Here is a 25,951-nt window from a genome sequence, read left to right on the forward strand (position 1 = left end):
TCAATGTGTTGCGCTCTGGTTCATCCTGGTGCGCGCTTCGCCGGCGAGGCGAACCAGCATCTTGCGCAGCGCCGTGCCATCAGCCACCCGCTCCGGAAAATCCAGCCGCAAGACGGTCTGGCCGTCCTGCATGTCGAGGCCCTCCGGGTCGCAGCCGGTGCAGCGCCAGTCGCCCGCGGCAGCACCGAGCAGTTTTGTTGCATAGAGGCCCATGGCCTCGCGGTGGTCGGCATTCATGTGCTCCACCGCGCCCTCCTCCGCCGTCAGCAAGTCCTCGGCCCCCGTGAGGTCGGTCAGGAATTGCTCCGGCTTGAGGTCGACGATCCGGCCGAAGCCGGCGACCAGATGGGTTCCCGTAGGCCGGATCCGAAAGAAAGAGAAATCTTTAAAGGAAACAAAGGCTCCCGCTGAGGGATGAGCATTGAGATACCGTCGCCGGAGCAGATCCTTGTCGGCATCGGCCGGCTCGGCATGGCCGGACAGCATGATCCGGGCACCTTCCAGCGGATCGCCCGCCGCCCGCTCGTCCAGCATCAAGGACACCCGGCTGTCGGCCAGGATGTTCCTGGTGTGCACGGCCAATCCTGAGATCAGCAGGATCGGAGAGCCATCCGGATGGCTCGCCAGATTGACCAGGGAACAATAAGGATCGCCGCTGCCGGCCATCAATGTCGCCAAGGCCCCCTGCCGTGACCGCCGCAGCAGCGATTTGGCGAGCTTTCCGGGGTCGAAGTCGGGGGTCGGTTGCATCGGCTTTCTCGGGTCAGGTGGTTGCATGGAGGGCCTTTTTTCGGGTAAACCGGGGCCCGGTTATGGGTCGAGATGCGGCGAATCTGCCGTGTTTCGTGGAACTTGGTCACACTTCAGCCTAGCTTGCATTGCTCGGTGACAAGGTTCGAATGCCAACATCGGCACCCATGTATGCGGCGCATCAGTGGATTGCTCGCCGTTTTCAAGCCACGACCCAAACGGAAAGCAGAAAGCAGAGGCTCATGCCCACAATCGCTTTGGTCGACGACGACCGCAACATTCTCACATCCGTCTCGATCGCGCTGGAGGCCGAAGGCTATCGCATCATGACCTATACCGACGGCGCCTCAGCGCTCGACGGTTTCCGCACCACCCAGCCCGATCTTGCCATCCTCGACATCAAGATGCCGCGCATGGACGGCATGGAGACGTTGCGCCGGCTGCGGCAGAAATCCGACCTGCCGGTGATCTTCCTGACCTCGAAGGACGAAGAGATCGACGAGCTGTTCGGCCTCAAGATGGGCGCCGACGACTTCATCCGCAAACCGTTCTCGCAGCGCCTGCTGGTCGAGCGCGTCAAGGCGGTGCTGCGCCGTTCGGCGCCGAAGGACCCGACCGTCACGCCGAAGGAGAACGACGCCAAGGCGCTCGACCGCGGCCTGCTGCGCATGGATCCTGAACGGCACACCTGCACCTGGAAAAACGAGCCGGTGACGCTGACCGTCACCGAATTCCTGATCCTGCAGGCGCTCGCGACCCGGCCCGGCGTGGTGAAGAGCCGCAACGCGCTGATGGACGCCGCCTATGACGACCAGGTCTATGTCGACGACCGCACCATCGACAGCCACATCAAGCGGCTGCGCAAGAAGTTCAAGGTGGTCGACAACGAGTTCGAGATGATCGAGACGCTCTACGGCGTCGGCTACCGCTTCAAGGAAGCCTGAGGCGCACGCGCCTCCACGAAAGACCGAGAGCATCGCCGGTTCTGATTCCATCGGGACCGGGATGGCTCTAGGATGCGGGGACCTTCGCACGAGCTGTCCTAACGCGGGCGTGAGCATTGCTTGACCGAACGCAGCCTGACGAGAACCAGAACGCCGAGGACGTCACCGCCCACGGCGCTCCGGATCAATTGGCTGAGGACAAGCTGGCCGTGCGGGGCTGGCGTCCACTGAACTGGTTGAAGCGCGCCGGGCAGTTCTTCTTCGCGCTGTCCTTCTCGAGCCTGACCCGCCGCATCGTCTCGCTCAACCTCGCCGGCCTGGTCGCGCTGGTGGCGAGCATCCTCTATCTGTCGCAATTCCGCGCCGGCCTGATCGACGCGCGCGCGCAGAGCCTGCTGGTGCAGGCGGAGATCATCGCCGGCGCGATCGCGGCGTCCGCGACGGTGCAGACCAACGCCATCACCATCGACCCCGACCGGTTGCTCGACCTCAAGCCGGGCGAGACCTATGGCGGCTCGGACGAGTATTCCCCGCTGGATTTTCCGATCAATCCGGAGCGCGTGGCACCGGTGCTGCGCACGCTGATCTCGCCGACCAAGACGCGCGCCCGCATCTACGACCCGAACGGCAGCCTGCTGGTCGATAGCCGCAGCCTCGATACCGTGGTGCGCTTCCCCCTGCCGTCAGTGTCCGCCGAGAAGCCTGGCATGGTCGAACGCGGCATGGTCGCGGTCCGTACTTGGCTCAATCGCGGCGACCTGCCGCTCTATCGCGAGCTCGGCCCCGAGAACGGCAATGGCTATGCGGAGGTCGGCGACGCGCTCCAGGGCCAGAAGCGCTCGATGGTGCGGGTCAATGCGCGCGGCGAGGTGATCGTCTCTGTCGCGGTCCCCGTGCTGCGCTCGCGCGCCATCCATGGCGCGCTGATGCTGTCGACGCAGGGCGACGACATCGACCAGATGGTCACCGCCGAGCGCCTCGCCATCCTCAAAGTGGGCGGCGTCGCCGCCGCGGTCATGATCATGCTGTCGCTGCTGCTCGCCAGCACGATCGCAGGTCCGGTCCGCCGGCTCGCCGATAGCGCCGAGCTGATCCGCCGCCGGATCAGGACCCGCGTCGAAATTCCCGACTTCACCCGTCGTCGCGACGAGATCGGCCATCTCTCCGGTGCGCTGCGCGACATGACCAGTGCACTCTACAGCCGCATCGAAGCGATCGAGATGTTCGCCGCCGACGTCGCGCACGAATTGAAGAACCCGTTGACCTCGTTGCGCTCCGCGGTCGAGACGTTGCCGCTGGCGCGCAACGAGAACAGCCGCGCGCGCCTGCTCGAGGTGATCGAGCATGACGTCAAGCGGCTCGACCGGCTGATCTCGGACATCTCCGACGCCAGCCGTCTCGATGCAGAACTGCAGCGCCAGGATGCGATTCCGGTCGACCTGCGCCGCCTGCTGACGACGCTCGTCTCCGTCGCCAATGAAACCAAGCTCGGCCATGACGTCGCGGTCGAAATGCGTTTCGAGGGCCGCAGCCCGACCGACAATTTCGCCGTGACCGGCCACGATTCGCGACTCGGACAAGTGGTCTCCAACCTGCTCTCGAACGCACAGTCCTTCTCCGAGCCCGGCAACAAGGTGCGCCTCACCTGCCGCCGCGTACGCGGAGAGATCGAGATCGTGGTCGACGACGACGGCCCCGGAATCCGCGACGACGCGCTGGAGCGCATCTTCGAGCGCTTCTACACCGACCGCCCTCATCAGGGCTTTGGCCAGAACTCCGGCCTTGGCCTGTCGATCTCCAAGCAGATCGTCGACGCACATGGCGGACGCATCTGGGCGGAGAACCGCCTCGGCCCGGCGGACGAGGACGGCGCGCCCAGTGTTGTCGGCGCGCGTTTCGTGGTGAGGCTGCCGGCGCTATGAGCGACGGTGGCCCCAGCGTTCACGCCTCGGCGGTCAAGGTTGGAGATCTGGCGGTGCTGATCCGCGGGCCCTCGGGCTCCGGCAAGTCGCGCCTTGCCTTCGATTTGATCATGGCAGGACGCAGCGGCGTGCTCGAAACGGCCGTTCTGGTCGGTGATGACCGTGTCCATCTGGCGACAGTCGGCCGCGAAATTGAGGTCCGCCCCGCCCCGGTTCTGGCCGGCCTGATCGAGATCCGGGGGCTGGGAATCCGCCGCTGCGACTTTGTGGAGCATGCGACCGTCGGCCTCGTGGTCGATCTGGACGCCGCGGATGCGGAGCGGCTGCCGCCGGCCCAATCCCTGAAAACAGCCATTTTAGGTGTCGAAATACCACGAATCCCAGTCGGCCGCGACTATTTGCCCCTTCCTCTGGTTGTCGCGGCCTTGACCACTACCAAGAGTTCATCTCCCGTTAACCCTTCAGGCGATTGTTTGAAGGGAAATGGTAACCATATGAACCCCACACTCGCGACCGAATAGACCGGCGCAGCTCCCCTTATCCATCCGTCTAGATTCAGGGAGATACGCAACATCCCCTCTTGCGCGGGGGCTCTGGATGGTCAAAGTGGCGCGTTCGTGCGGTGCACCAAAAGCGCCCGCGAGGAGTTTTCCGATGATTGGTCTAGTACTTGTGACCCACGGGCGCCTTGCCGACGAATTCAAGGCAGCGCTTGAACATGTCATGGGCCCACAAAAGCAAATCGAAGCGATCACGATCGGCGCCGAAGATGATTCCGATCTCTGTCGAAGCGACATTATCGAGGCGGTTAACCGCGTCGATTCCGGCGACGGCGTCGCGATCCTCACCGACATGTTCGGCGGCACGCCGTCCAATTTGGCAATATCCTGCATGAGCCGGCCGAAGGTCGAAGTGCTCGCGGGCATCAACCTTCCCATGCTGGTGAAGCTCGCCAAGGTGCGCGAGGAGCGTCCGCTCCCCGACGCGATCGCGATGGCCCAGGAAGCCGGCCGCAAATACGTCACCATCGCCAGCCGCGTCCTCGCCGGCAAATGAGCGACGAGGCGCCGCAAGCCGGGACGGGCGTGCCCGCGGGCGCGATCTCCAAGGACCTCCTGATCATCAACAAGCGCGGCCTGCACGCGCGGGCCTCCGCCAAGTTCGTTCAGGCCGTCGAGCGTTTCAGCGCGCAGGTCTGGGTGACGCGCGGCGGCGAAACCGTCGGCGGCACCTCGATCATGGGCCTGATGATGCTCGCCGCCGGTCCCGGCACCACCATCACGGTCGCCGCGTCCGGCGATGATGCCGAGGCCGCGCTCGCGGCGATCACCGAACTCGTTGAAAGCAAATTCAACGAGGAAGGGATTTAGGCGGATTCGCTTCGATCAATTCCCCGGCGGCGCGATGTAGATGTTCCAGCTCATCGACGGACCGGCTTTGCCGTGAGTGAAACGGCGCGTCGTCATTACGATGCGCTCGGCCTTCGGCGCAACTTCGGACACCCATTTTTCGAACGCCGGCAGGCGACCATCGGCCGGGTCGAACACGCCGATGAAGCCGTATCGCTTGACGTCATCGGGCGAAATCAATCCGGACCCCCAGGCCTCGAGCGGCGTGAACGCGGCCGGATGATCCGGGCTGTAGAACACCATCGGCTGGATCGATTCCATGGTGCCGGCGACGACCGCCCAGTGCGAGGCGAAGCGCGCGTGCCAGGCCTGCGTCAGCTCGCGCGCGAGATCCGAGCGCGCGCCGTAAGTCGCCGTATTGCCGGCATTGGCCGCCATCTCGCGGGCGGCGATCCAGGGCGAGGCAATGAGCGTGGCAACGCTGAGCACGAGCCAGATCGCGACAATGTTGAACAGCGCAGCGCTCTGCACCCGCAACGCCGGGATCGCGACCAGCGCCAAGGGCACCAGGAAGAACAGCGAGATGCCCCAATCGGTCTTCATGTAGATGCTGAAGGCCAGCGCGCCGAGCGCGGGGCCGACCGCGACGATGATCTGGATGAGCCAGACGTTGCGCGCCTGCGAAAGGTTCACGCTGGAATTCGCGCCGCGCGCCCAGTCCCGCGTGACGATGCGCAAGGGCGCACGCAGGAGCAGCCTGAACCAAGGTGGCACCAGCGCCATCGCCAGCGCGGCCAGCGCCACCGGCAATGCCAGCAGCGCGACATTATGCAGGGCATAGCCGGTCACGAGCTGATGCACCTGGCCGCTGTCCTCGAGGCTGTAGGTATCGCCGGCATAGGTCAGCGGCACGAAATGCGCGTCCGCCAGCCACACGATGTGCGGGATCATCGCCACCACCATCGTCGCGATCGCAACCCACGGTGCCGGCGACGACAGGAATCTCATTCGCTCCGGATGGATCAGCGCGGCAAGCCCGATGGCGCCGATCATGGTCAGCACCCAGTATTTGGTCATCAGCGCCAGCGCGCCGGCAAGGCCGAGCAACACTCCGGACTGCCAGCTCCGCTTCTCGAACGCATTGAGATAAGCGAGCACGAGGAGCGGCAAGGTGACGAGCTGGAGCAGGTCGGGATTGTACTTGAAACCCTTGAAATTGAAGATCGGGTAGAGCGCGACCATCACCACGACCAGGAACGCGCGCCGCGCATCCACGACGCGCAGCGCGATGAGCCAGCAGATCACCATACCGGTGCCGACGGTCGCCATCGCCAGCGCATAGGTCGCCCAGTCCGTCGGCGGGAACACTGTGAACCAGAGGCCGGCGACCCAGCCCGACAGCGGCGGGTGCTTGCCATAGCCCCAGAGGAATTTCTGCCCCCAGCCCCAGGCTTCCGCGACGTCCATGTGAACGTCCTGCGCTGCCTTGAGATTGATCAGGATGAAGGTCCAGAGCACCGCATGCAGGATGGCGAGCTGGATCACCAGCCAGAGGCGCGCCTCGGGGCGGGTCGCGCTGGCAACCAGCCAGGCGCGAAAGCGGGCATAGCTCACCCGGGTCTTCGCGCGCGCTCGGGCAGACGGGATCGAGGTCGTCGTCATGGGCCTGGACATCAGGCGTTGCGTAGCGCGTTTCGGGCCTTCGTGGAATCAGCTTGGCGTGAACAAAGGCCCTGAAATTACAGCAATATGGTTGCCGCACGGGGGTGTGAGTGGTATCCCGCGCCCATGACGACCGTCCCCATTTCCAACATCCGCAATTTCTCCATCGTCGCCCATATCGACCATGGCAAATCGACGCTGGCCGACCGCCTGATCCAGATGACCGGCGGCCTCACCGACCGGGAAATGGCGGGCAAGGAGCAGGTGCTCGATTCCATGGATATCGAGCGCGAGCGCGGCATCACCATCAAGGCGCAGACAGTGCGCCTCGCCTACCGCGCCAAGGACGGCAAGGATTACATCTTCAACCTGATGGACACGCCCGGCCATGTCGACTTCGCCTACGAAGTGTCGCGGTCGCTGGCGGCCTGCGAGGGTTCCCTGCTGGTGGTCGACGCCAGCCAGGGCGTGGAGGCACAGACGCTCGCCAACGTCTACCACGCGCTCGATGCGGGGCATGAGATCGTTCCGGTCCTGAACAAGGTCGACCTTCCCGCCGCAGAGCCGGAGAAGGTCAAGCAGCAGATCGAGGACGTCATCGGCATCGACGCCTCCGAGTCCGTGATGATCTCGGCCAAGACCGGCCTCGGCGTGCCCGATGTGCTGGAAGCGATCGTCACCCGCCTGCCGCCGCCGAAGGGTGATCGCGAAGCGACGCTGAAGGCGTTGCTCGTCGACAGCTGGTACGACGTCTATCTCGGCGTGGTGGTGCTGATCCGCGTCGTCGACGGCGTCATGAAGAAGGGCAGCCGGGTCCGCATGATGGGCACGGGCGCGGCCTATGACATCGAGCGCGTCGGCTTCTTTACCCCGAAGATGACGCAGGTCGACGAGCTCGGCCCCGGCGAGATCGGCTTCATCACCGCCGCGATCAAGGAAGTGGCCGACACCCGTGTCGGCGATACCATCACCGACGACAAGAAGCCGGTCACCGAGATGCTGGCGGGCTTCAAGCCGGCCATTCCCGTGGTGTTCTGCGGCCTGTTCCCCGCCGACGCCGACGACTTCGAGACCTTGCGCGCGGCGATGGGCAAGCTGCGCCTCAACGATGCCAGCTTCTCCTACGAGATGGAGACCTCGGCCGCACTCGGCTTCGGCTTCCGCTGCGGCTTCCTCGGGCTGTTGCACCTGGAGATCATCCAGGAGCGTCTGTCGCGCGAATTCGATCTCAACCTGATCGCGACCGCGCCGAGCGTGATCTACAAGATGAGCCTGACCGACGGACAGGAAATCTCGATTCACAATCCCGTCGACATGCCTGATGTGGTCAAGATCGCGGAGATCCAGGAGCCCTGGATCGAGGCCACGATCCTCACCCCCGACGAATATCTCGGCAGCGTGCTGAAGCTGTGCCAGGACCGCCGCGGCTCGCAGAAGGAGCTGACCTATGTCGGCTCCCGCGCCATGGTGAAATACGATCTGCCGCTCAACGAGGTCGTGTTCGACTTCTACGACCGCCTGAAGTCGGTCTCCAAGGGCTACGCCTCGTTCGACTATCATCTCACCGACTACAAGCCGGCCGATCTGGTCAAGATGCAGATCCTGGTCAACAACGAGCCGGTCGACGCACTCTCGATGCTGGTGCATCGCACCCGCGCCGAGGGGCGCGGCCGCGCCATGGTTGAGAAGATGAAGGATTTGATCCCGCCGCACATGTTCCAGATCCCGATCCAGGCGGCGATCGGCGGCAAGGTGATCGCGCGAGAGACGGTGCGCGCGCTGCGCAAGGACGTCACCGCAAAGTGCTACGGCGGCGACATCACGCGTAAGCGCAAACTTCTGGAGAAGCAGAAGGAAGGCAAGAAGAAGATGCGGCAGTTCGGCAAGGTCGACATCCCGCAGGAAGCCTTCATCGCCGCGTTGAAGGTGGACAGCTGAGGCGACGGCTTTAGGCCGCCGCGAGCGCGGCGAGACAGGTCCGGTCCGCGCTTTTCGGGACCGAAAACAAAAAAACGCGAAAACAACCCCATGCACAGTAGCGAGGGGCTTGTTCGGATTGAACTTTTGATTTTCAGAATTTCGTTTGACTCGTCGGGCAAAACAGGGGCATGATGGCATCATGCAGCACGTGGCAATGCCGTGCGCATGAGAGGCAGCATCGGCCTCCCGACGCTTTGGGAAGATGTGGGCTTCAGGCGAATTGCTTCTACGCCGGTGGAAGCATCACTCCCGTCAACTCGCCCAGCCTGTCCAGAAGCCGCTCCTGAAAATCGGGATCAACTGCTTCGTGCGCCGGCTCTTGTTGCCGGAGGTCATGCCAGTAACGACCGCTGACCAGGGCGGCGGGATCATCGCTCACAGCGAGCCAGGTCTGCGTCCGTTGTCCGGTGGCCACGCCGACCGGCGCTCCGGCACCGCCCATTTTGGTGCGCGCCCAGCCGGGATCGACGGCGTTGCTCAGCACCTGCGGCCAACGCCGCGCCAAGGCAAAGGCCAGTGCGACCATGTGCAGTTTGCTCTCCGCGTACGCCTTGGCCGGATCCCAGGTTCGCCTCGTCCAGTCGAGATCGCTCAACGATCCCTCTCCGCCGCGATGTAGTCCGCTGCTGAGATACACCAGCCGATCGGGGCGCTTCATCAGGGCGGTGAGCAAATAGGGCGCGAGCGTGTTGATTGCCAGGGTGGTGGCGTGGCCTTCGGGGGTCGGGCCGCGGCTGCGCTCGGTATAGACCCCGGCGTTGTGGATGACCGCGTCCATTCGTCCGATTGCGTTGACCTGATCTGCCACGTGTCTCGTCTGGGCGGCGCTCTTGAGATCGCCGATCACGACCCGTGCGGAATGCGATTCAAGCTCGGAGATTGCGGTCGCACGTTCCGCTGATCGTGCGTGCAGGACGACCTGGTGGCCCTGTTCGAGCAGAGACTGGGCAGCTGCGCGGCCCAGACCGTCCGTGCTGCCGGTGATGAAGACGATTGCCATTGCCGCTCCTGTTCGACCCCCGCTTCGGCGCCTGCGTCGAAACCTCAAGGAGAATGCAACATGTTCGACTGATCATGCCGTGGCGCAAGGAGCGCCGAACGAAGACATCACAACCGAACAATCTTCCGGGATGCGCATTAACATCCGATAAGTTGGGAATGACCGCATGTCGAATTTCGTCATGCTGCTGGTCGAGGACGACTCACTCCAGCGCGAAGTTCTGTCCGACCTTCTCAAGGACGAAGGGTTCGAAGTCGTCGAGTGCGCCACTGCGGAAGCCGCGGAGCTTATCGTGGCCTCGACGGGCACGGAGCTGCGGGCGCTCATCACCGATCACAACCTCGCAGGGAGAATGACCGGGCTTGAGCTCGCAGAATACGCTCGCAGTGCTCATCCGGGGCTCAACATCGTGCTGATGTCCGGGACGGTGATGGCGCCGCTGCCGCCCAACACGACCTTTTTGCGCAAGCCGTTTGCGCCCGCCCATTTGCTGGCGGCCGTGTAGAACCAGGATGCTCTCGAAGGTCATCCGCCCGAATTTTCTGCGCCGACGGTGTTCTCGCTCTCCGGCACCGTTAGCCGGACGGAATGACCCTGCCGCATGGCGAGCGATGCCGCGGCCACAGCCGCCTCGAAAGCGGCTTCCTTGGTCTGGTAAGTGTTCCGGATTTCGCCATCGTGGTCGACGTGCCAGGCACCGTCCCTGCCAACAATATCATAGGCTGCGAGGCCCATAGTCTATCCCTCCTTCATGCGTCCGGTGTTGCCTTGGACGCCTGGGTGCTGCTCACCGGGTCCGACGCCGGGAAACTGTCCTTCAAGCCCTTGTCCAGCTCGTCGTCCCTGGCCTTGTCGCGTCGGATGCCACGCTTGAGATCTTCCGCGTTCTTGTCCGGCGGTGCCGGATCGAATTTCTCGGTCATGCAAGTGTCCTTTCGCTACCTCAAACGCCTTGAGCTCCTGACCGTTCCTTCAGAGGAACCAACGCTGTCCGGTTTGGTGTTGAATGGAAAACCAGAGGGCGCCCGCAGCGCGGGTCTCTTTCATTCAGGTTGCGCCTCCAGCTATAATGCATCCTGAGATAGTATACGCATCGTTCCATCAGGAGAATGCAATGAAAGCGTCGGTTCTTGCGTTAGGGGGCTTGCTGATTTTGTCGATCACATCAGCGAACGCAGCACCCAAAGCCACTGTCGCCCCGACCACGGCGGCCAGTTCGGTCGCATGTTCCACCTCGGGTGGCGGCTTTGGGAGCTATCCGTCAGGCTGCCGAAACGGAGCTAACTTCAAGACCTACAATGAATGCAAGGAATCAGGCGTCAAGCGCGGCTGGAGACACGAAGACATGGCGTGGTACTGCAGCGGTCTGGGACTGCAATAGCGAGCGGTCTTTGTGCTTTTCACGCCGCGAACTGGAGTGGCCCATGGAATGCACAATCCGTCCTGCACTTGAAGATGACGCCGCTCATATCAGCGCGGTCATCGTGCGTGCACTGCGGGAAACCAACGCGAAGGATTATCCGAACGAGGTCATCGAAAGGATCGTGCGCGGCTTCAGTCCGGACGCTGTGCGGCAGCTCATTGGGCAACGCACCGTTTTTGTCGCTACCATCCGCAGCCGCATCGTCGGGACCGCGAGCCTCGACGGGTCCGTCGTCCGCACTGTCTTCGTCGCTCCACACGTTCAGGCCCGCGGCATCGGCAAGCTGCTGATGGCCGAGATCGAGCGTACCGCACGCGAGCGCAACATCCCTTCGCTGACCCTTTCTTCCTCAATCACCGCTGAAACCTTCTACGCCGGCCTTGGATTCAGGGCGGCGCGCGACAGCTATCATGGTGACGAACGCACGATCGTCATGGAGCGATTGCTCGATGGCAGTTCGTAAGATGGGCTTGGCGCTTGCGAAACCCATCGCCCCTCATTGATCCTCCCCGCCAAATCCGCCACGATAGTGCCTCTCGCACTCGCGATGGAATGGAGCAAGGAAAGGCAAATGTCCGAGCTTCCTAGAGCTGGCCTGACTGAGCCGCCGGCGTCGACCATGCAGATGCTCGCGCACGCGCCCATGAGCGACGTCATCGATGCCTTGGCCGGCAGACGGATCACCGCGAGAGCGCTGGCGGAATTCTATCTCGCGCGCATCGCGGCCTATGACCGCGACGGGCCTAAGCTCAACTCGGTCCGTGCACTCAATCCCGATGCGCTCGCCGGCACGAGGCCGTCGGCCCAGCGGCCGCTGGCGGGCGTCCCTATCCTACTCAAGGACAATATCGCGACCGGAGACGAACAGCCGACCACGGCGGGCTCGCTGGCGCTGGAGGGCGCGCGCGCCAGGGATGATGCCACCATCGTCAAGCTGCTGCGGAGCGCCGGCGCGGTGATCCTGGGCAAGGCGAACCTGACGGAGTTCGCCAACATGCTCGCGATCGACATGCCCTCGGGCTATTCATCGCTGGGCGGGCAGGTAAGAACCCCTACGCACCAGGGCTGATGGACGAGCACGGCATCCCGGTTCTGACCCCAGGGGGCTCAAGCTCGGGTTCGGCGGTCGCGGTGGCGGCCGGACTGTGCGCGGCCTCGATCGGTACCGAAACCTCGGGCTCGCTGCTGCACCCCGCCAGCCTGAACGGCCTCGTCACCGTGAAACCGAGCGTCGGGCTGATCAGCCGCGCCGGCATCCTGCCGCTTGCGCACAGCCAGGACACCGCCGGTCCGATGACGCGCACGGTGCGCGATGCCGCGATGTTGCTGAATGTGCTGGCTGCCAAGGACCCGCTCGACCCAGCGACGCAAGAGCAGCGGCGGCCGGCCGACTACACCGCCGGCCTCGTCGCCGACGCGATGAAGGGCGCGCGCATCGGCGTGCCGAGCGACCCCGCTGACCCGCTGAACGATTGCTATTACGGCAAGCTGCCGGCGAAGTCGGCCAAGCTGATGGCTGAGGTGATCAAGGTGCTGGAGGATCTCGGCGCCGTCATCGTGCGCGCCAGCATGCCCACACTTGGCTGGATCGGTGGGCCGGGCACGACCATGGCTGTGCTCAACCGCAATCCGCTCAGCGCCCACAAAGGCACGGTCGCAAGGCCGCCGGTCGTCTTTCTGTACGAGCTGAAGCACGATCTCAATCTCTACCTGAGGGATTGGGCGACCAACACTGACATCAAGACCATGGCCGACATCGTGGCCTTCAACGCAGCAAACGCCGACAATGCGCTGCGTTTCGGACAGGACCACTTCCTCGCCGCTGACTTGACCAGGGGCGATCTGAGCGAGCCCGAGTACAAGTCCGCACGTGCCATGGACCTGCTCTCCGCCAGGACGCGCGGCATGGACGCCTATATGAACCAGCACGAGCTCGACGCGGTGCTATTCCCCGGCGCCTATGGCGCCGCAATCGCCGCCAAGGCAGGTTATCCCAGCGTCATGGTGCCCGGCGGATTCGTCTCGGGGACAGACGACGGCAAAGACACGCCCGACTATCCGCTCGGCGTCACTTTCGCAGGGCGCGCCTGGAGCGAGCACAAGCTGCTGCGTCTGGCGTATGCCTTCGAGCAAGCAGCCAACGCACGCAGGCCGCCGTCGGGTCTGCCCGAGCTGTGATGTCGCCCGTGTCAGCGCGAGCTGGCGAGACCGACGCTAGGACCAGCTTGATCCTCCCCGCCGGATAGACCACGATTGCCTCCTTACCGCTCACACCAAGAATGGGCGAGGAAACGCGCATGAACGCAACTTCCGGATACCAAAGCCGGTATCGCTACCGCCGCGCGGCGAGCACGTTCGAAGGAGGGGTTTGCAACGCTGCGCGCCTCTCGCTGAGCGCATGATCGAACAGTTCGAGCACCAGGCCGAAGGCTGCCAGCTCCTCTTCCTCGATGGCGCCGTCATCGTAGCAGCCAAGTGTTTCGACGATGATGGCGTCGACCTCCTGCTGCATGGCCAATAGCTCGTGGTCGAATTCCGCGGTGCGCACCTTGGAAACCAGCGCCAGAATTCTGTTGCGATGGCCAGTGTTCTCGTCGCGTTCATCCCGATTCAGATATTGACGCAGCCAGGCGCCGGCCGAGCCAATGCCGGAGAGAAGCAGGAGCGCAAACCAGAAGTAGTCGCCATATCTGTCGAGGAAGGTGCGCTCGGTCCCGTCGATCACGGCCGCCGCTCCCCGATGAACCGGCAGCTCGGCTTCCTTCTCGGTGTCCGGCTTGGTGATTTGCGCAGCGCCAGGCACCTGCCTGGCAATCGCCTGCCGGAGGGCAAATTGCTGGCGGTAAAACGCTGACACTGTCGTTTCGGACAAGGCTTTCCGGGCGACGATCAAATGGCTGACACTGACGGTCTCCACCTTGTCATCGGGCCAGGCTGGATTCGCATTGAAAATGCTTGGCGGAATTTCCTCCGATTCATAACGCGGATGCTTCAGGGCGATGGCTTCCGATGCGTCGATCGCGAGAAATTTCGGCTCGCCACGCGCCCGGGCGGTCGCGGCGACGGCGTCGGCAGTTATCTTGCTGTCGAGCGGACCGACAGCCATGAAGGCGTCGAGGCTCGGGTCACGCGCCAGCTCCTCGAGCTGGCCAGTGCCGAATTGAGTGACCGTGACCTTGTCCGGCTCCACACCGGCGGCGCTCAGGATGACTCTCAGCAACGCGGCGTTCGCCGGGGTCGCGCCGATCACCCCCACCCTGCGCCCTGCGAGATCGGCGACCTCCTTGATTTTGGGCGCCGGCTTTCGCTTGGAGCCCTTGCCCGCCGGTCCCGAAGAAGACCACAGCACGACGAAGTTCTTGCGCAAGATGACGACTGTTTGCGCGTCGGCCGGCATTTCCAGATCGCCGCGACCGACCGCAAGGTCGGCCTTGCCGGCACCGAGCAGAGCGAGAGCTTCGGCCGCTCCGGCGGTCGCGATCGGAGACAACCTCACCGTCCTGCTTTCGTTGGCAAAGGCCTCGGTCATCGCCTCGATCACCTTGTGATCGTTGCTTCCCGGCGGTCCGACGGCAATCCGAAGCGTTATCGGCCGCAGCGCGTAATACAACGTGCCCGCAGCGGCACCGAAAACGAGAAATCCGATGGCTAAAATCAGCAATAGGGTCTTCGTCTGTCTCCGCCCTCTGCGGGCTGCGTCACTGCGTTTCATCGGAGCATCAGACGAGGACATTTGCCGCTGCCGGTTGGAGGCCAAAATCGCTGCCTGTTTCGGAACAGTATCATGCTCTTCTGGAAAACGATAATGTCGGAGCAGCCCCAATAGTTTCTTGGCCCGGCGTGAGCCTTTCGAGCTTGCGCGATCATCTCTGATTCCGCACTTCACGTGGCGATGGCCGGATTGACGCCACACCAACTTGATCCCCCTCGCCAAATAGATCACCATCGTGCGATTGACCGCTCACGGTAGAATGGGCGAGGAAACGCGCATGAACGCAACTTCCGGATTTGGCCTCGTCGAGCGGGCACGGGCTATTGCGCCGCTGATCGCGCGCGAAGCCGACGAGATCGAGCGGACGCGGCGACTGACCGATCCCGTCGTCGGCGCGCTGATCGAGAACGGGCTCTATCGCGCGCTGCTGCCGCAGAACCTTGGTGGCGCCGAAGCGCCGCCGGAAGCCTTCATGCAGATGCTGGAGGAGATCGCGAAAGCGGATGCCTCCACCGCCTGGTGCCTCGGCCAATGCACGGTCTGCGCCATGATCGCGGCCTCGCTCGACCACGACACCGCGCAGGAGATCTTCAACACGGCGCCGGGCATCCTCGCCTGGGGCGCGATCGCGCATGAGGCGCGGGCGGTCGAAGGCGGCTATCGCGTCACGGCGCGCTGGGATTTTGCCTCCGGCTCGCGGCAGGCGAGCTGGCTCGGCGCGCATGTCCGCATCGTCGGAGCCGACGGCGCGCCGCGGAAAAATGCCGACGGCTCGGCGGAGGTGCGCACCATCCTGTTTCCGGTCGCGAGCGGCGTGCTGCACGACGTCTGGCAGGCGATCGGGCTCGCCGGCACCGGCACCGATTCCTACGAGGTCGCCGACCTGTTCATCCCCGAGCGCTTCACCGCGTTTCGTGACGTGCCGTCCGCGCTACGCGAGCAGGGTCCTCTTTACAGGATCGGCACCGGCTCGACGTTCAGCCTCGGCTTTGCCGCGGTGTCGCTCGGCGTGGCGCGCGCCACGCTGGATGCCGCGATCGCGCTGGCGCGCGGCAAGCATCAGTCGCTGGCGGCAAGCGCCATGCGCGACAACCAGGCGGTCCAGGGCCTGATCGGCCGCACCGAGGGCGACCTGCGGGCCGCGCGCGCCTATCTCTATGCGACGGCAAGTGCGATGTGGCGCGATCTCTGTACGACCGGCGAATTCAGCGCGGCACATCGGGGCTCGGTTCGCCTCGCCGCGACCTGGACCATCCACCAATCGGCCAAAGTGGTCGACACCGCCTATCACATGGCCGGCGCGACCGCCGTATTCCGCAGCAATCCGTTCGAGCGCCGCTTTCGCGACATGCACGCCATCGCTCAGCAGATCCAGGCGCGCGACACGCATTACGAGGATGTCGGTAAGATGATCCTTTCAGGGGACCGCTGACGTCGAGCAGTTACGAAAGTGCACGCACGCTGACCTTTATTGAGTTGCCCTCCGGCGTCTTCGTCGCTGAACCTTCGTGAATTTTCTCCGACTAATTTCCATAGCTATAGGAACGACAGCTTTTCCGCTGTAACCGCGCCGACCACATGGAAGTGATGATTCCGAATTCTTCTTAGCGCGCTGGATTTGCGCAAGAGAGGTCCGTTATGGGCCGAACAGCTGGCAGGAAAGTCAGTTGCCATGCCATTCAGGGGCGTTCGCCGGGATGGCACCATGGTGGCATTCTCATTATCGCCATCCTCTGCATCGCATGCACTTTCCTGTTTGCGAGCGAGGCCGTGGCTCAATGCTCGGCGCGAGACGTCCTGCGGAATCACCTGAAGCTCAAGCAAGCGCCGTCTGGGCCGCAAATCCCAATCAAATCCGCCGTCGATGTCCCTGCGTGGAAGACGATAAGGATCGGGACGTTTGCAAACTTCTTCGCCCTCAGTAACGCTTTGGATGCGGCAGGTTGTGGCATCGGAAACTCGGCCGGCGAAATTCTCGCGCGGCCGACGTTTACCGTGAGCGCCACGACAACGAGCGTAGAGCTTTTCACGGTGTCGGCAGCCGAACTGGGCTTTCGGACCGACACTGCGTTGCTGGCAGACATCTACGCGCGCGCCAAACAATTGGGTTTCGGCCTGGCGGCTGCAGAAGTCGGACCACAACTGAGGCTTCAATATTTCGACCAGCCGATCGGTGAGTTTCTCATCATCGGAATGGAGCCAATCAGGACCTGGCAGGGCGCCCCCGTCATCTTGAATGTAGCCAATGGCGGCGCGGGACTTATCCTCATCGGCCAGGATGGCAGCGCCGACGCACAGATCCCCGCGGCATCCCGTTTTGTATTCGTGCGGTCCCATGAAACCGCTCCTGCCGAGGCCGTAACACTTGTCGGCCACTGAATTTCCGGGTTTGTGCATCTCGAGACGCAAGACAACAGGTCAGCACCTTAACCCTAGGCCACCAGCGCGGCGTCCTCGCCTACGCCGTCGATGCCGCGCTGCGCGGCGAGCAGGCTGATGATCTGCGCATTCGGCCGGGCCTTGCTGAACAGAAAGCCCTGGCCTTCGTCGCAGCCCTCAGTGCGGAGGCAGCTCAGCTCGGCTTCGGTCTCGACGCCTTCGGCGGTGATGGTGACGCCGAGGCCTTTGCCGAGGCTGACGATCGAGCGAATGATCGCCTGTGCCTCGCGATTGGCGCCGAGATCGCGCACGAAGGACTGGTCGATCTTGATCTTGTCGAACGGGAAGCTGCGCAGATAGCTCAGGCTGGAATAGCCGGTGCCGAAATCGTCCATTGAGATGCGCACGCCGAGCGCGCGCAGCGCGTGCAGCGTCGCCAGCACCTGGGCGCTTTTCTCCAGCAGCAGCGTCTCCGTGATCTCGAGTTCGAGCCGCCGCGGCGGCAGGCCGGAATGCTTCAGCGCATCCGTCACCACCGAAAGCAGATTGCCGCTGCGGAACTGGAGCGGCGACAGGTTGACGGCGACGCGGACGTCGTCCGGCCAGGTCGCGGCATCGTGACAGGCCCGGCGCAGCATCAGGCCGCCGAGCGGATTGATCAGCCCGGTTTCTTCCGCGACCGGAATGAACTCGGCCGGCGAGACCATGCCGCGCTCGGCATGCGGCCAGCGCACCAGCGCCTCGAAGCCGGTGATGCGGCCGCTCTGGAGGTCGATCAGCGGCTGATAGTACGGCCGCAGCACGTCGTTCTGAATGGCGTCGCGCAGCTCGACCTCGATCTTGCGGCGGGTCTGCGCTTTCGCATCGAGCGCCGCCTCGAAGAACGCGAACGATCCGCGCGCATCCAGCTTGGCGCGCGACAGCGCCATGTCGGCGCTCTTGAGCAGCTTTTCGGAATCGTCGCCGTCGCCCGGCGCCATCGCGATGCCGATGGAGGCACCGACCACCACGGAATGGCCGTCGAGCAGATAGGGATCGGCGATGGCTTCGAGCAGGCGCTTGGCCAGCAGCACCGCATCCTCGGGACGCGTCAGGCCGCTCTGCACGATGGCGAACTCGTCCGAGTTCAGCCGCGCCAGCGCGTCGTTCTCGCGCAAGGTCGAACGCAGCCGCTTGGCGACGCCACGCAGCAGCTTGTCGCCGACCGCGTGTCCAGCGTGTCGTTGACCGCCTTGAAATTGTCGAGCCCCAGCATCAGCAGGGCGACCTTGTCGGTGCTGCGCCTCGTATGCAGCAGCATCTCGTCGACCTGCTGGCGCAGCAGATTGCGGTTTGGCAGACCGGTCAGCCCGTCATGCTGGGCCATGAAGGCGAGCCGCGCCTCGGCGCGCTTGCGCTCGGTGATGTCCATCAGCGCGAGCAGCACCGCGGGCCGCTCGGCATAGATCAGTTCGCGCGAATAGATCGCAAGGTCGATCAGGGCGCCGTCGGCCCTGACGTGCTTCCAGGTGCGTCCGGCCTGCTCCTCGCCGGCCGCATCGGCGGTCCAGGGCGGCTCACTGTCGAAAGCCTGAAGGGAACGGATCGTCAGCCGCTCGAACTCGGCGCGGCTGTAACCGTAATGGGCGACCGCGGCATCGTTGACGCCGAGGATGCGCTCATCGTCCAGCGCGCAGACGATCATTGGGACGGGATTGCCGTCGAACAGCAGGCGAAACGAGGCCTCGCGCTGCTTCAGCTCGGTGATGTCGACGCGCAGGCCGACGACGCCGCCGTCGTCGGTCAGCCGCTCGTCGATCAGGATGACGCGGCCGTCCGCCAGCTTCTGTTCGTGGCGCGCGCCGGGCTGATAGAGCCTTTGCAGCCGCTCGGCGATCCATTCTTCCTCATGGCCGGCAGCCTCGGGATAGTCGCCGCGGGCGACGCCGATGCGCAGCGTGTCCTCGAGGCGCGCGCCTTCCTCGAACAGATCGGCGGTCTTGCTGTAGATCTCCGCGTATTGCTTGTTCCAGAGGACGTAGCGGCCCTCGGCGTCGAGAAACACGATGCCTTGCGGCAGGATCTCGATGGCCTGGCGCAGGCGCTCATGGGATTTGCGCGCTTCCGCGATCGCGGCCTCAGCCTCGGCACGGCTGCGCAGAACTTCGTCGCGTTCGGACGGAAGATGAGGGGCGCGCAAAGCGCGGCTTGCGCGGGTGCAGGCCGCCGAGCACGCTGCCCATTCGCTTTTTCGGCTTTCGAAACCCCAAACTCAACTTCACTCGTCCCAGTCGCACCCAGCCCCGCAACTCTTGGGGCAAGTGTCTGAAAAAAAGGTAATCCTGGGTGGCATGGCGATGGGACGCACGGTCTGGCAGTCTCGACAAAACAGCCCTCATTGCCCGTTTGCAAGGCGCGGCCGTGCCGATGGGCGCTCCAAGCGCATCGCATTGTCGTCATCGGAGAACGAGATGGCGCAAAATTGCGCGCTGCCTTGAATCATTTCCGGGATCCCGCGCGCTTGCATGCAGAAGGGGGTGAGTACGCGTCCCACGCACGAATTTTGGTCAATGCATGAGAGGGTTATCGCATTGTTAAAAACCGGCCGGCCGACGCACCGGGAACTACGACTTCGAGACGATATTTCAGCGGAAGGACTGTTCCTTAACCCTGACGCTGTGTTGGGTTATAAGAATGTCAACATGAGTCCCCGCCGCCTCGCCCCTCTCCTGCTCGTCATGACGCTCCTGGCCGCCGGCGACGCGCTGGCCCAGGACAAGGGCAGCGTCAACCCAAAGCCGCTGCCGCCGCTCGCCAATCCAAACGATCCCACTATCGGCGCCAAGGAGCTGTTCGCGCGAAAGCTGCTGCCGTCGAAGGGACCGGCGCACGTCATCGGCTCCTATGTGAAGGGCTGCATCGGCGGCGCCGAGCAGATGCCGCTCAACGGCGACAATTGGCAGGTGATGCGGCTGTCGCGCAACCGCAGCTATGGTCACCCCGCGATGATCGCGCTGATCAAGCGGCTTGCGGCAAGAGCGCACAAGGACGCGGGATGGCCGGGCATCCTGGTCGGCGACATCGCCCAGCCGCGCGGCGGGCCGGCGCTGTCCGGCCATGCCAGCCACCAGATCGGCCTCGATGCCGACATCTGGCTGACGCCGATGCCTGACCATCGCTTATCGCGCGAGGAGCGCGAGGACATGTCGGCGGTGATGATGGTGCGCCCGGACCGGCTCGACATCGATCCGAAGGTGTTCACGCCGGGCCATGTGCTGGTGCTGCGCGACGCGGCGCAGGAGCCGGCGGTGCAGCGCATCTTCGTCAATGCCGCGATCAAGAAGGCGCTGTGCCGCGAGGCCAAGGGCGACCGTTCCTGGCTGTCGAAGATCCGGCCGTGGTGGGGCCACGACTATCACTTCCACATCCGCATGCACTGCCCGGCGGGCGCGAGCGACTGCGAGGGCCAGCCGTCGCAATCCGAGGACGAAGGCTGCAAGCCCTCCGATCTCGCCTATTGGTTCAGCGACGGCGTGCTGCACCCCAAACCCCCGCCGGAGCCCCCGAAGCCGAAACCGCCGATGACGCTGGCGCAGATGCCGGCGGCGTGCAAGGCCGTGCTGCACGCGGGCAATGCGAAGCCGTAAAACTCTCCGCCAGGATGACGAATTCCTGGTTGGCGCTATGCGAACCGTCGCCTTTGACCTGTTCCGCCACCCTGTTATGATGACCCAGCGATCGCTTGCCGGACCGTAAGTCCGTCGGGCCTGCCGGAACAGCGCTTCCGCCGGTCGCAAGCCTCATTCAACCCACGCCGTCTTGCGCGCGCCGCCTTGCGTGCCCTGAGCGCGCGCATGGAGCGCTGCCGATGTCCCGCCTTTCCGTGCTTTTTTCAGCTTTATTCCTTCTGGCCGCGGGCCTTTCGCCTGCTGGAGCCGAGGACAAGACCATCACCGTGTTCGCGGCCGCCTCGATGAAGAACGCGCTCGACGAGGTCGACGCCGCCTACACCGCCAGGACCGGCGTCAAATTCATCGTCAGCTATGCCGCAAGCTCCGTGCTCGCCAGGCAGATCGAGCAGGGCGCGCCGGCCGATGTATTCGTCTCCGCCGACACCGACTGGATGGATTACGCGATCTCCAAGAAGACTATCAACGAGCCGACCCGGGTCAATCTGCTCGGCAACAGCATCGTGCTGATTGCGCCGAAGGATTCCAGGCTCGACAACGTCCCCATCGGGCAGGGGTTCGACCTCGCAAAACTCGCCGGCGACGGCAGGATCGCGACCGGCGACGTCAAGTCCGTACCAGTCGGGAAATATGCCAAGGCGGCGCTGACGAGCCTGGGCGCCTGGCAGGCGGCGGAGCCGAAATTCGCGATGGCCGAGAGCGTGCGTGCCGCGCTGACGCTGGTCGCGCGTGGCGAGGCCAACCTCGGCATCGTCTATTCCACCGATGCCAAGGTCGAGCCCGGCGTGAAGATCGTCGGCACCTTCCCGGCGGATTCGCATCCGCCGATCATCTATCCCGTCGCTGCGACCGCGACGGCAAAGGGCGACACAAGCGACTATCTCGCCTTCCTGCGCTCGACCGCCGCCAAGACCATTCTCGAAAAATACGGTTTCAAGTTCCTGATCAGCCCCTCTACTTAATTTGCGATTTGATGCTCGACATCTCTCCCGCCGAATGGACCGCGATCCTGCTCTCGCTCAGGGTTGCCGTGATCGCGACGCTGGTGGCAACGCCGTTCGGCATTGCGCTGGCATGGCTGCTCGCGCGGCGTGATTTCTGGGGCAAGTCGGTGCTCGATGCGCTGGTGCATCTCCCGCTGGTGCTGCCGCCGGTCGTCACGGGTTATCTGCTGCTGCTCACTTTCGGCCGCCGCGGACTCGTCGGCGCTTTCCTGGCGGACCATCTCGGCATCGTATTCGCCTTCCGCTGGACCGGTGCCGCGCTTGCCTGCGGCCTGATGGCGTTTCCGCTGCTGGTGCGCCCGATGCGGTTGTCGATCGAGGCGATCGACCGCCGGCTCGAGCAGGCCTCCGAGACCCTCGGCGCCACTCCTTTCAAAGTGTTCTTCACGGTGACGCTGCCCTTGGCGCTGCCCGGCGTGCTCGCCGGCATGGTGCTTGGCTTTGCCAAGGCGATCGGCGAGTTCGGCGCGACCATCACCTTCGTCTCCAACATTCCCGGAGAGACCCAGACGATTTCGTCCGCGATCTATTCGCTGATCCAGACCCCGGACGGCGACGCCGCCGCGGGACGGCTCGTGATCGTCTCGATCGTGCTGGCGCTCGGCGCGCTGATCGCGGCCGAATGGTTCGCCCGCCGCGCCACCGCGCGCCTGCACGGGAATTGACCATGCTGCGCGTCGACATCGAAAAGCAGCTCGGCGAGTTCTCGCTGTCCGCGTCCTTCGCGAGCGAAGGCCGCGTCATCGGACTGTTCGGAGCGTCGGGCGCCGGCAAGACCTCGCTGGTCAACATGATCGCGGGGCTGCTGCGGCCCGACCGCGGCACCATCGTGATCGACGGCGAGACGGTCGACGACAGCGCGGCCGGCATTCATGTGCCGACCTGGCGCCGCCGCATCGGCTATGTGTTCCAGGATGCGCGGCTGTTTCCGCATCTCAACGTCGCGCAAAATCTCGACTATGGCAGGCGGATGAACCACCTCGCGCCCGATCCGGCGCAGCACAAGCGCGTCATCGAGCTGCTCGACATCGGCGCGCTGCAGGGTCGCCGCCCCGGAAAGCTCTCCGGCGGCGAGCGCCAGCGCGTCGCGCTCGGTCGCGCGCTGCTGTCGCGGCCGCGCCTGCTGCTGCTCGACGAGCCGCTCGGCGCGCTCGACGAGGGCCGCAAGCTGGAGATCCTGCCCTATCTGGTGCGGCTGCGCGATGAGGCCAACGTCCCCATGGTCTATGTCAGCCACGACGTCGCCGAGCTGCGCCAGCTCGCGACGCAGATCGTGATGCTGAAGCAGGGCCGCGTGACGTCGTTCGGCGGGGTGAAGGTGCTGACGTGAGGGGTCCGTTGAGCAGGCAACGGATGAGGCAAGCCGCCGGCCCACCCTCCGCCGTCGTCCTGGCGAAAGCCAGGACCCATACCGCGTGATCTATCAGCGGCAGGTGGTGTGCGTACCAGCGAAGAAAACGTAACTGCCGGTGTTCGCAAAACTACTCCCCGGGGTAATGGATCGTACCGCGAGCGGCGATCGCGCTGCATTGGATGGTGGCGGTGCCGGCCGAGTGATCCTCGCCGACACCGCTACCGAGACCCGCCACTACCAGCCGCGATCGACGTTGCGCACCTCACCCGTTCGCGCGTCCACATCGACCTCCATCCAGCGGCCGGCGCGATCACGGCCTTCGATCTGCCATTCGTCGCCGAGGAACTCGGTGTGCGAGACGGTCATGACGCCGATGTCGGTGGCGACGTCGAGCGCGACCTGCATCGAGATCTGATCGCCGGTGTCATAGGCCATCGCGGGCGCGGCCGATCCGAGCCCGATCGCGACGATGGCCGGCAAGATGAGCTTTCGCATGGATTACTCCTGTCGGATGCGTTTACGCCGCTAAGAACGAGCGGCATCGCGGAGCGTTCCGGGAGCAGCGGTCACGAAGACGCGCAAATCTTCGGCGGTTGCGGCGATTTGGGGGCGGTTCCAGCGTTGTCGCCATCGCTCTCCGCCGTCGTCCGGCGAAAGCCAGGACCCATTACCCCAGAGAGGAGAGTGGGTGGGCCAGATCGTCACCACCAGCCTTCGCAAAACAGCTGACGGTGGGTATGGGTCCTGGCGCCTGTGCGCAATTGCGCACTAGGCCAGGACGACGAAGAAGCAGACGTGCGCTTCATCAATGACCGCCAACGCGGATGTGGCGTTAAACCCCAGCCACCGAGCTCCACAGATCCGCCAGCTTGCGCCGCAGGACCTGCCTGCGCGTCAGCGGCGCGGGCGTTTCCTCGTCTTCCGGCAGGCGCAGGCCGACGACGTTGACTCGGCCACCGGAGATGGAGCGCGCCACGAGCACGATCGGATCCAGCACGAGCTCCGCGCCCTCTTTCGGCGCGCGGTCGAGATGGACGTCGAAATAATCAGCGAGCGTGTGCCCGCGCTCGTCCTCGCCGACCTCCACGCCGTAGATCTCCGCGAGCTCGGCGAGCGTGTGCTCGCCGGAGACCATGAAGTCGCCCAGCAGATGCGGGTCCGGCGCTGAGCTCGGCTGCATGTCGACGAAGAAGCGGTCAAGCGATTCGGCCTTTTCCGGCGGCGCCAGCAGATAGATGTAATCGCCGGGCGCGATCGGCTCGGCTTCCGCCGGCGTCAAAATGTTCTCCTTGCGGATCACCAGCGTCGGCTTCGACCAGGACGGGATCAGGCCGCGGCGAAAATACAGGCTCTTGGACCGCACCGGATAGCCGACGAGCTGCTGCTCGAGCTGGCCGGGCAAGTCCAATTCGACACGGCGCGGGCCGCGTTCGGCGCGCGGCAGCGCCACGTGCAGCTTGCGCGCGGCCGGCCCCAGGGTCCAGCCTTGCAGGAGGAGCGAGATGATGACGACGACGAAGGCGACGTCGAAATAGAGATAGGCCTTCGACAGCCCGACCAGCATCGGGATCGAGGCCAGGAAGATCGCGACCGCGCCGCGCAGGCCGGTCCAGGCGATGAAGATCTTTTCGCGCCAGTTGAAGCGGAACGGCGCCAGGCAGACGAACACGGCGATCGGCCGCGCCAGCAGCATCAGGACGAATGCGATCCCGACCGCCGGCAGCACGCTGCCGCCGAGCCGGCTCGGCGAGACCAGCAGGCCGAGCAGGACGAACATCACGATCTGCGCCAGCCAGGTCGCGGCGTCCAGGAAGGCCACCACCGAATTATGCGCGCGGGTCGGGCGGTTGCCGATGATGATCCCGGCGAGATAGACCGCGAGGAAGCCTGAGGCATGCATGATCTGCGAGCCGCCGAAGATGACGAGCGCGGCGGTGGTGACAAACGGCGCATGGAGGCCCTGCGGCAGCGCGACCTTATTGAGCGCGATGACGACCAGACGCCCGCCGATCACCCCGACGACGGCGCCCAGCACGGCCTCCTGGGCGAACTCCATCAGCACATGCGCGGCCGTGCCTGTTCCCAGCGAGATGTACTCGACCAGCATCAGGGTCAGGAAGATCGCGAAGGGATCGTTGGTGCCGGATTCCACCTCCAGCGTCGCGCCGACGCGCGGGCGCAGGCGCAGGCCCTGGGTATGCACCAGCAGGAACACTGCGGCCGCGTCAGTCGAGGCCACCACGGCGCCGACCAGCAGCGACTCCGTCCAGTTGAGGTCGAGCGCATATTTCGCGAACGGCGCCGTGATCAGCGAGGTCAGCAGCACGCCGACGGTCGCGAGCACCATGGAAGGCGCGAGCACGGTGCGGATGCTGGCAAAGCGGGTCCGCAAGCCGCCGTCGAACAGAATCAGGGCGAGCGCGACCGAGCCGACCAGATAGGTGGTTCGGACGTCGTCGAACTGCAGCTGTCCGGGACCGGAATCGCCCGCGAGCATGCCGATCGCGAGGAAGACGAGCAGAAGGGGCGCGCCGAAGCGCAGCGCAAGCAGGCTTGACAGGATCCCGGCCAACACCAGGACGGCACCGAGCAATATGGCGAGGCTGACACTGTCGAGGGAAGCCATCCACCTTCCGGGTACGAAATCGCTGGAATTGCATCCTTATCGTCGGCGGACTCCCACGCCAACCCATTTTCTCCCGCTCGCGGCAATCTGCCCGCATTTTGCGGCCTTAACGCACTTCACTTGGCGGTGTATCGGTGGTCCGGCCGCGCCCTTTGTGGGATTCTCCGGCGCGCTCGAA

At 64.5% G+C, this 25,951-nt stretch carries 24 protein-coding genes and 1 pseudogene; 16 read left to right on the forward strand and 9 right to left on the reverse strand.

Features of this window, described 5'->3' with window-relative positions:
• The gene (locus tag IVB19_RS34490; protein WP_026233934.1) at positions 1-750 is read right to left on the reverse strand and encodes a HugZ family pyridoxamine 5'-phosphate oxidase; all 750 of its coding nucleotides are present in this window, start codon (positions 748-750) and stop codon (positions 1-3) included.
• A gap of 242 nt (positions 751-992) precedes the next feature.
• On the opposite strand from IVB19_RS34490, the gene IVB19_RS34495 reads away from it, so the two are divergent.
• From IVB19_RS34495 to IVB19_RS34515, 5 genes are all read left to right on the forward strand, one after another.
• A complete protein-coding gene (locus IVB19_RS34495; RefSeq protein WP_007597749.1) occupies positions 993-1,694 on the forward strand; it encodes a response regulator transcription factor in 702 nt (233 codons plus the stop codon).
• A gap of 116 nt (positions 1,695-1,810) precedes the next feature.
• Positions 1,811-3,616: a sensor histidine kinase gene (locus IVB19_RS34500; RefSeq protein ID WP_018460056.1), complete on the forward strand. Its 1,806-nt coding sequence runs from the start codon at positions 1,811-1,813 to the stop codon at positions 3,614-3,616.
• Positions 3,613-4,137 (forward strand): HPr kinase/phosphorylase, encoded by a 525-nt coding sequence (locus tag IVB19_RS34505; RefSeq protein WP_018460057.1) that lies wholly within the window; start codon positions 3,613-3,615, stop codon positions 4,135-4,137. The genes IVB19_RS34500 and IVB19_RS34505 overlap by 4 nt, the downstream gene beginning before the upstream one ends.
• A 133-nt stretch (positions 4,138-4,270) precedes the next feature.
• Positions 4,271-4,672: a PTS sugar transporter subunit IIA gene (locus tag IVB19_RS34510; protein ID WP_007597752.1), complete on the forward strand. Its 402-nt coding sequence runs from the start codon at positions 4,271-4,273 to the stop codon at positions 4,670-4,672.
• The gene (locus IVB19_RS34515; protein WP_018460059.1) at positions 4,669-4,986 is read left to right on the forward strand and encodes an HPr family phosphocarrier protein; all 318 of its coding nucleotides are present in this window, start codon (positions 4,669-4,671) and stop codon (positions 4,984-4,986) included. The genes IVB19_RS34510 and IVB19_RS34515 overlap by 4 nt, the downstream gene beginning before the upstream one ends.
• A gap of 15 nt (positions 4,987-5,001) precedes the next feature.
• Here the strand turns inward: IVB19_RS34515 and IVB19_RS34520 are convergent, their stop codons facing one another.
• Positions 5,002-6,627, reverse strand: a complete 1,626-nt coding sequence (locus tag IVB19_RS34520) for a glycosyltransferase family 39 protein (protein WP_026233935.1) — start codon at positions 6,625-6,627, stop codon at positions 5,002-5,004.
• A gap of 126 nt (positions 6,628-6,753) precedes the next feature.
• On the opposite strand from IVB19_RS34520, the gene lepA reads away from it, so the two are divergent.
• Positions 6,754-8,565 carry a translation elongation factor 4 gene (gene lepA / locus IVB19_RS34525; protein ID WP_018460061.1) on the forward strand — a complete coding sequence of 604 codons (1,812 nt, stop codon included), beginning with the start codon at positions 6,754-6,756 and terminating at the stop codon, positions 8,563-8,565.
• A 268-nt stretch (positions 8,566-8,833) separates the two neighbouring features.
• Here the strand turns inward: lepA and IVB19_RS34530 are convergent, their stop codons facing one another.
• Positions 8,834-9,607, reverse strand: a complete 774-nt coding sequence (locus tag IVB19_RS34530) for an SDR family NAD(P)-dependent oxidoreductase (RefSeq protein WP_018460062.1) — start codon at positions 9,605-9,607, stop codon at positions 8,834-8,836.
• A 181-nt stretch (positions 9,608-9,788) separates the two neighbouring features.
• Between IVB19_RS34530 and IVB19_RS34535 the strand changes: the two genes are divergently transcribed.
• On the forward strand, positions 9,789-10,112 hold the full coding sequence (locus IVB19_RS34535; RefSeq protein ID WP_245288562.1) for a response regulator: 324 nt from the start codon (positions 9,789-9,791) through the stop codon (positions 10,110-10,112).
• A gap of 20 nt (positions 10,113-10,132) precedes the next feature.
• Here the strand turns inward: IVB19_RS34535 and IVB19_RS34540 are convergent, their stop codons facing one another.
• Together IVB19_RS34540 and IVB19_RS34545 are read right to left on the reverse strand one after the other, a co-directional pair.
• Positions 10,133-10,342 (reverse strand): hypothetical protein, encoded by a 210-nt coding sequence (locus IVB19_RS34540; RefSeq protein ID WP_085352004.1) that lies wholly within the window; start codon positions 10,340-10,342, stop codon positions 10,133-10,135.
• A 14-nt stretch (positions 10,343-10,356) separates the two neighbouring features.
• Positions 10,357-10,530 (reverse strand): hypothetical protein, encoded by a 174-nt coding sequence (locus IVB19_RS34545; RefSeq protein WP_007604975.1) that lies wholly within the window; start codon positions 10,528-10,530, stop codon positions 10,357-10,359.
• 501 nt (positions 10,531-11,031) lie between these two features.
• Between IVB19_RS34545 and IVB19_RS34550 the strand changes: the two genes are divergently transcribed.
• The 3 genes from IVB19_RS34550 (at position 11,032) to IVB19_RS34555 (ending at position 13,208) form a co-directional block, all read left to right on the forward strand.
• Entirely contained in the window at positions 11,032-11,493 is a 462-nt protein-coding gene (locus IVB19_RS34550; RefSeq protein WP_018460065.1) for a GNAT family N-acetyltransferase, read from the forward strand.
• A 108-nt stretch (positions 11,494-11,601) separates the two neighbouring features.
• Positions 11,602-12,099 (forward strand): amidase family protein, encoded by a 498-nt coding sequence (locus IVB19_RS40145; protein WP_253075158.1) that lies wholly within the window; start codon positions 11,602-11,604, stop codon positions 12,097-12,099.
• Positions 12,099-13,208 (forward strand): amidase family protein, encoded by a 1,110-nt coding sequence (locus tag IVB19_RS34555; protein WP_253075226.1) that lies wholly within the window; start codon positions 12,099-12,101, stop codon positions 13,206-13,208. The genes IVB19_RS40145 and IVB19_RS34555 overlap by 1 nt, the downstream gene beginning before the upstream one ends.
• 154 nt (positions 13,209-13,362) lie before the next feature.
• Here IVB19_RS34555 and IVB19_RS34560 read toward each other — a convergent pair whose 3' ends face one another.
• Entirely contained in the window at positions 13,363-14,763 is a 1,401-nt protein-coding gene (locus tag IVB19_RS34560) for a TAXI family TRAP transporter solute-binding subunit (protein WP_026233936.1), read from the reverse strand.
• Between the two features lie 256 nt (positions 14,764-15,019).
• Between IVB19_RS34560 and IVB19_RS34565 the strand changes: the two genes are divergently transcribed.
• On the forward strand, positions 15,020-16,174 hold the full coding sequence (locus tag IVB19_RS34565; protein WP_026233937.1) for an acyl-CoA dehydrogenase family protein: 1,155 nt from the start codon (positions 15,020-15,022) through the stop codon (positions 16,172-16,174).
• Between the two features lie 206 nt (positions 16,175-16,380).
• Positions 16,381-17,121 (forward strand): hypothetical protein, encoded by a 741-nt coding sequence (locus IVB19_RS34570; protein ID WP_018460068.1) that lies wholly within the window; start codon positions 16,381-16,383, stop codon positions 17,119-17,121.
• 53 nt (positions 17,122-17,174) lie between these two features.
• Here IVB19_RS34570 and IVB19_RS34575 read toward each other — a convergent pair.
• Positions 17,175-19,343 (reverse strand): annotated as a pseudogene (locus tag IVB19_RS34575) (putative bifunctional diguanylate cyclase/phosphodiesterase).
• 459 nt (positions 19,344-19,802) lie between these two features.
• Here IVB19_RS34575 and mepA point away from each other — a divergent pair.
• The 4 genes from mepA (at position 19,803) to modC (ending at position 23,123) form a co-directional block, all read left to right on the forward strand.
• Positions 19,803-20,747: a penicillin-insensitive murein endopeptidase gene (gene mepA / locus IVB19_RS34580; RefSeq protein ID WP_026233938.1), complete on the forward strand. Its 945-nt coding sequence runs from the start codon at positions 19,803-19,805 to the stop codon at positions 20,745-20,747.
• 221 nt (positions 20,748-20,968) lie between these two features.
• The gene (gene modA, locus IVB19_RS34585) at positions 20,969-21,751 is read left to right on the forward strand and encodes a molybdate ABC transporter substrate-binding protein (RefSeq protein WP_018460072.1); all 783 of its coding nucleotides are present in this window, start codon (positions 20,969-20,971) and stop codon (positions 21,749-21,751) included.
• A gap of 11 nt (positions 21,752-21,762) precedes the next feature.
• A complete protein-coding gene (gene modB / locus IVB19_RS34590; protein WP_018460073.1) occupies positions 21,763-22,458 on the forward strand; it encodes a molybdate ABC transporter permease subunit in 696 nt (231 codons plus the stop codon).
• A 2-nt stretch (positions 22,459-22,460) separates the two neighbouring features.
• The gene (gene modC / locus IVB19_RS34595; RefSeq protein ID WP_018460074.1) at positions 22,461-23,123 is read left to right on the forward strand and encodes a molybdenum ABC transporter ATP-binding protein; all 663 of its coding nucleotides are present in this window, start codon (positions 22,461-22,463) and stop codon (positions 23,121-23,123) included.
• A gap of 258 nt (positions 23,124-23,381) precedes the next feature.
• Here the strand turns inward: modC and IVB19_RS34600 are convergent, their stop codons facing one another.
• Together IVB19_RS34600 and IVB19_RS34605 are read right to left on the reverse strand one after the other, a co-directional pair.
• Positions 23,382-23,642: a PepSY domain-containing protein gene (locus IVB19_RS34600; protein WP_018460075.1), complete on the reverse strand. Its 261-nt coding sequence runs from the start codon at positions 23,640-23,642 to the stop codon at positions 23,382-23,384.
• Positions 23,643-23,979: 337 nt separating this feature from the next.
• The gene (locus tag IVB19_RS34605; RefSeq protein WP_018460076.1) at positions 23,980-25,773 is read right to left on the reverse strand and encodes a potassium/proton antiporter; all 1,794 of its coding nucleotides are present in this window, start codon (positions 25,771-25,773) and stop codon (positions 23,980-23,982) included.
• Positions 25,774-25,951: the final 178 nt, after the last annotated feature.

It is taken from the genome of Bradyrhizobium sp. 187, assembly GCF_023101005.1.
GTDB classification, from domain to species: Bacteria; Pseudomonadota; Alphaproteobacteria; order Rhizobiales; family Xanthobacteraceae; genus Bradyrhizobium; species Bradyrhizobium canariense_D.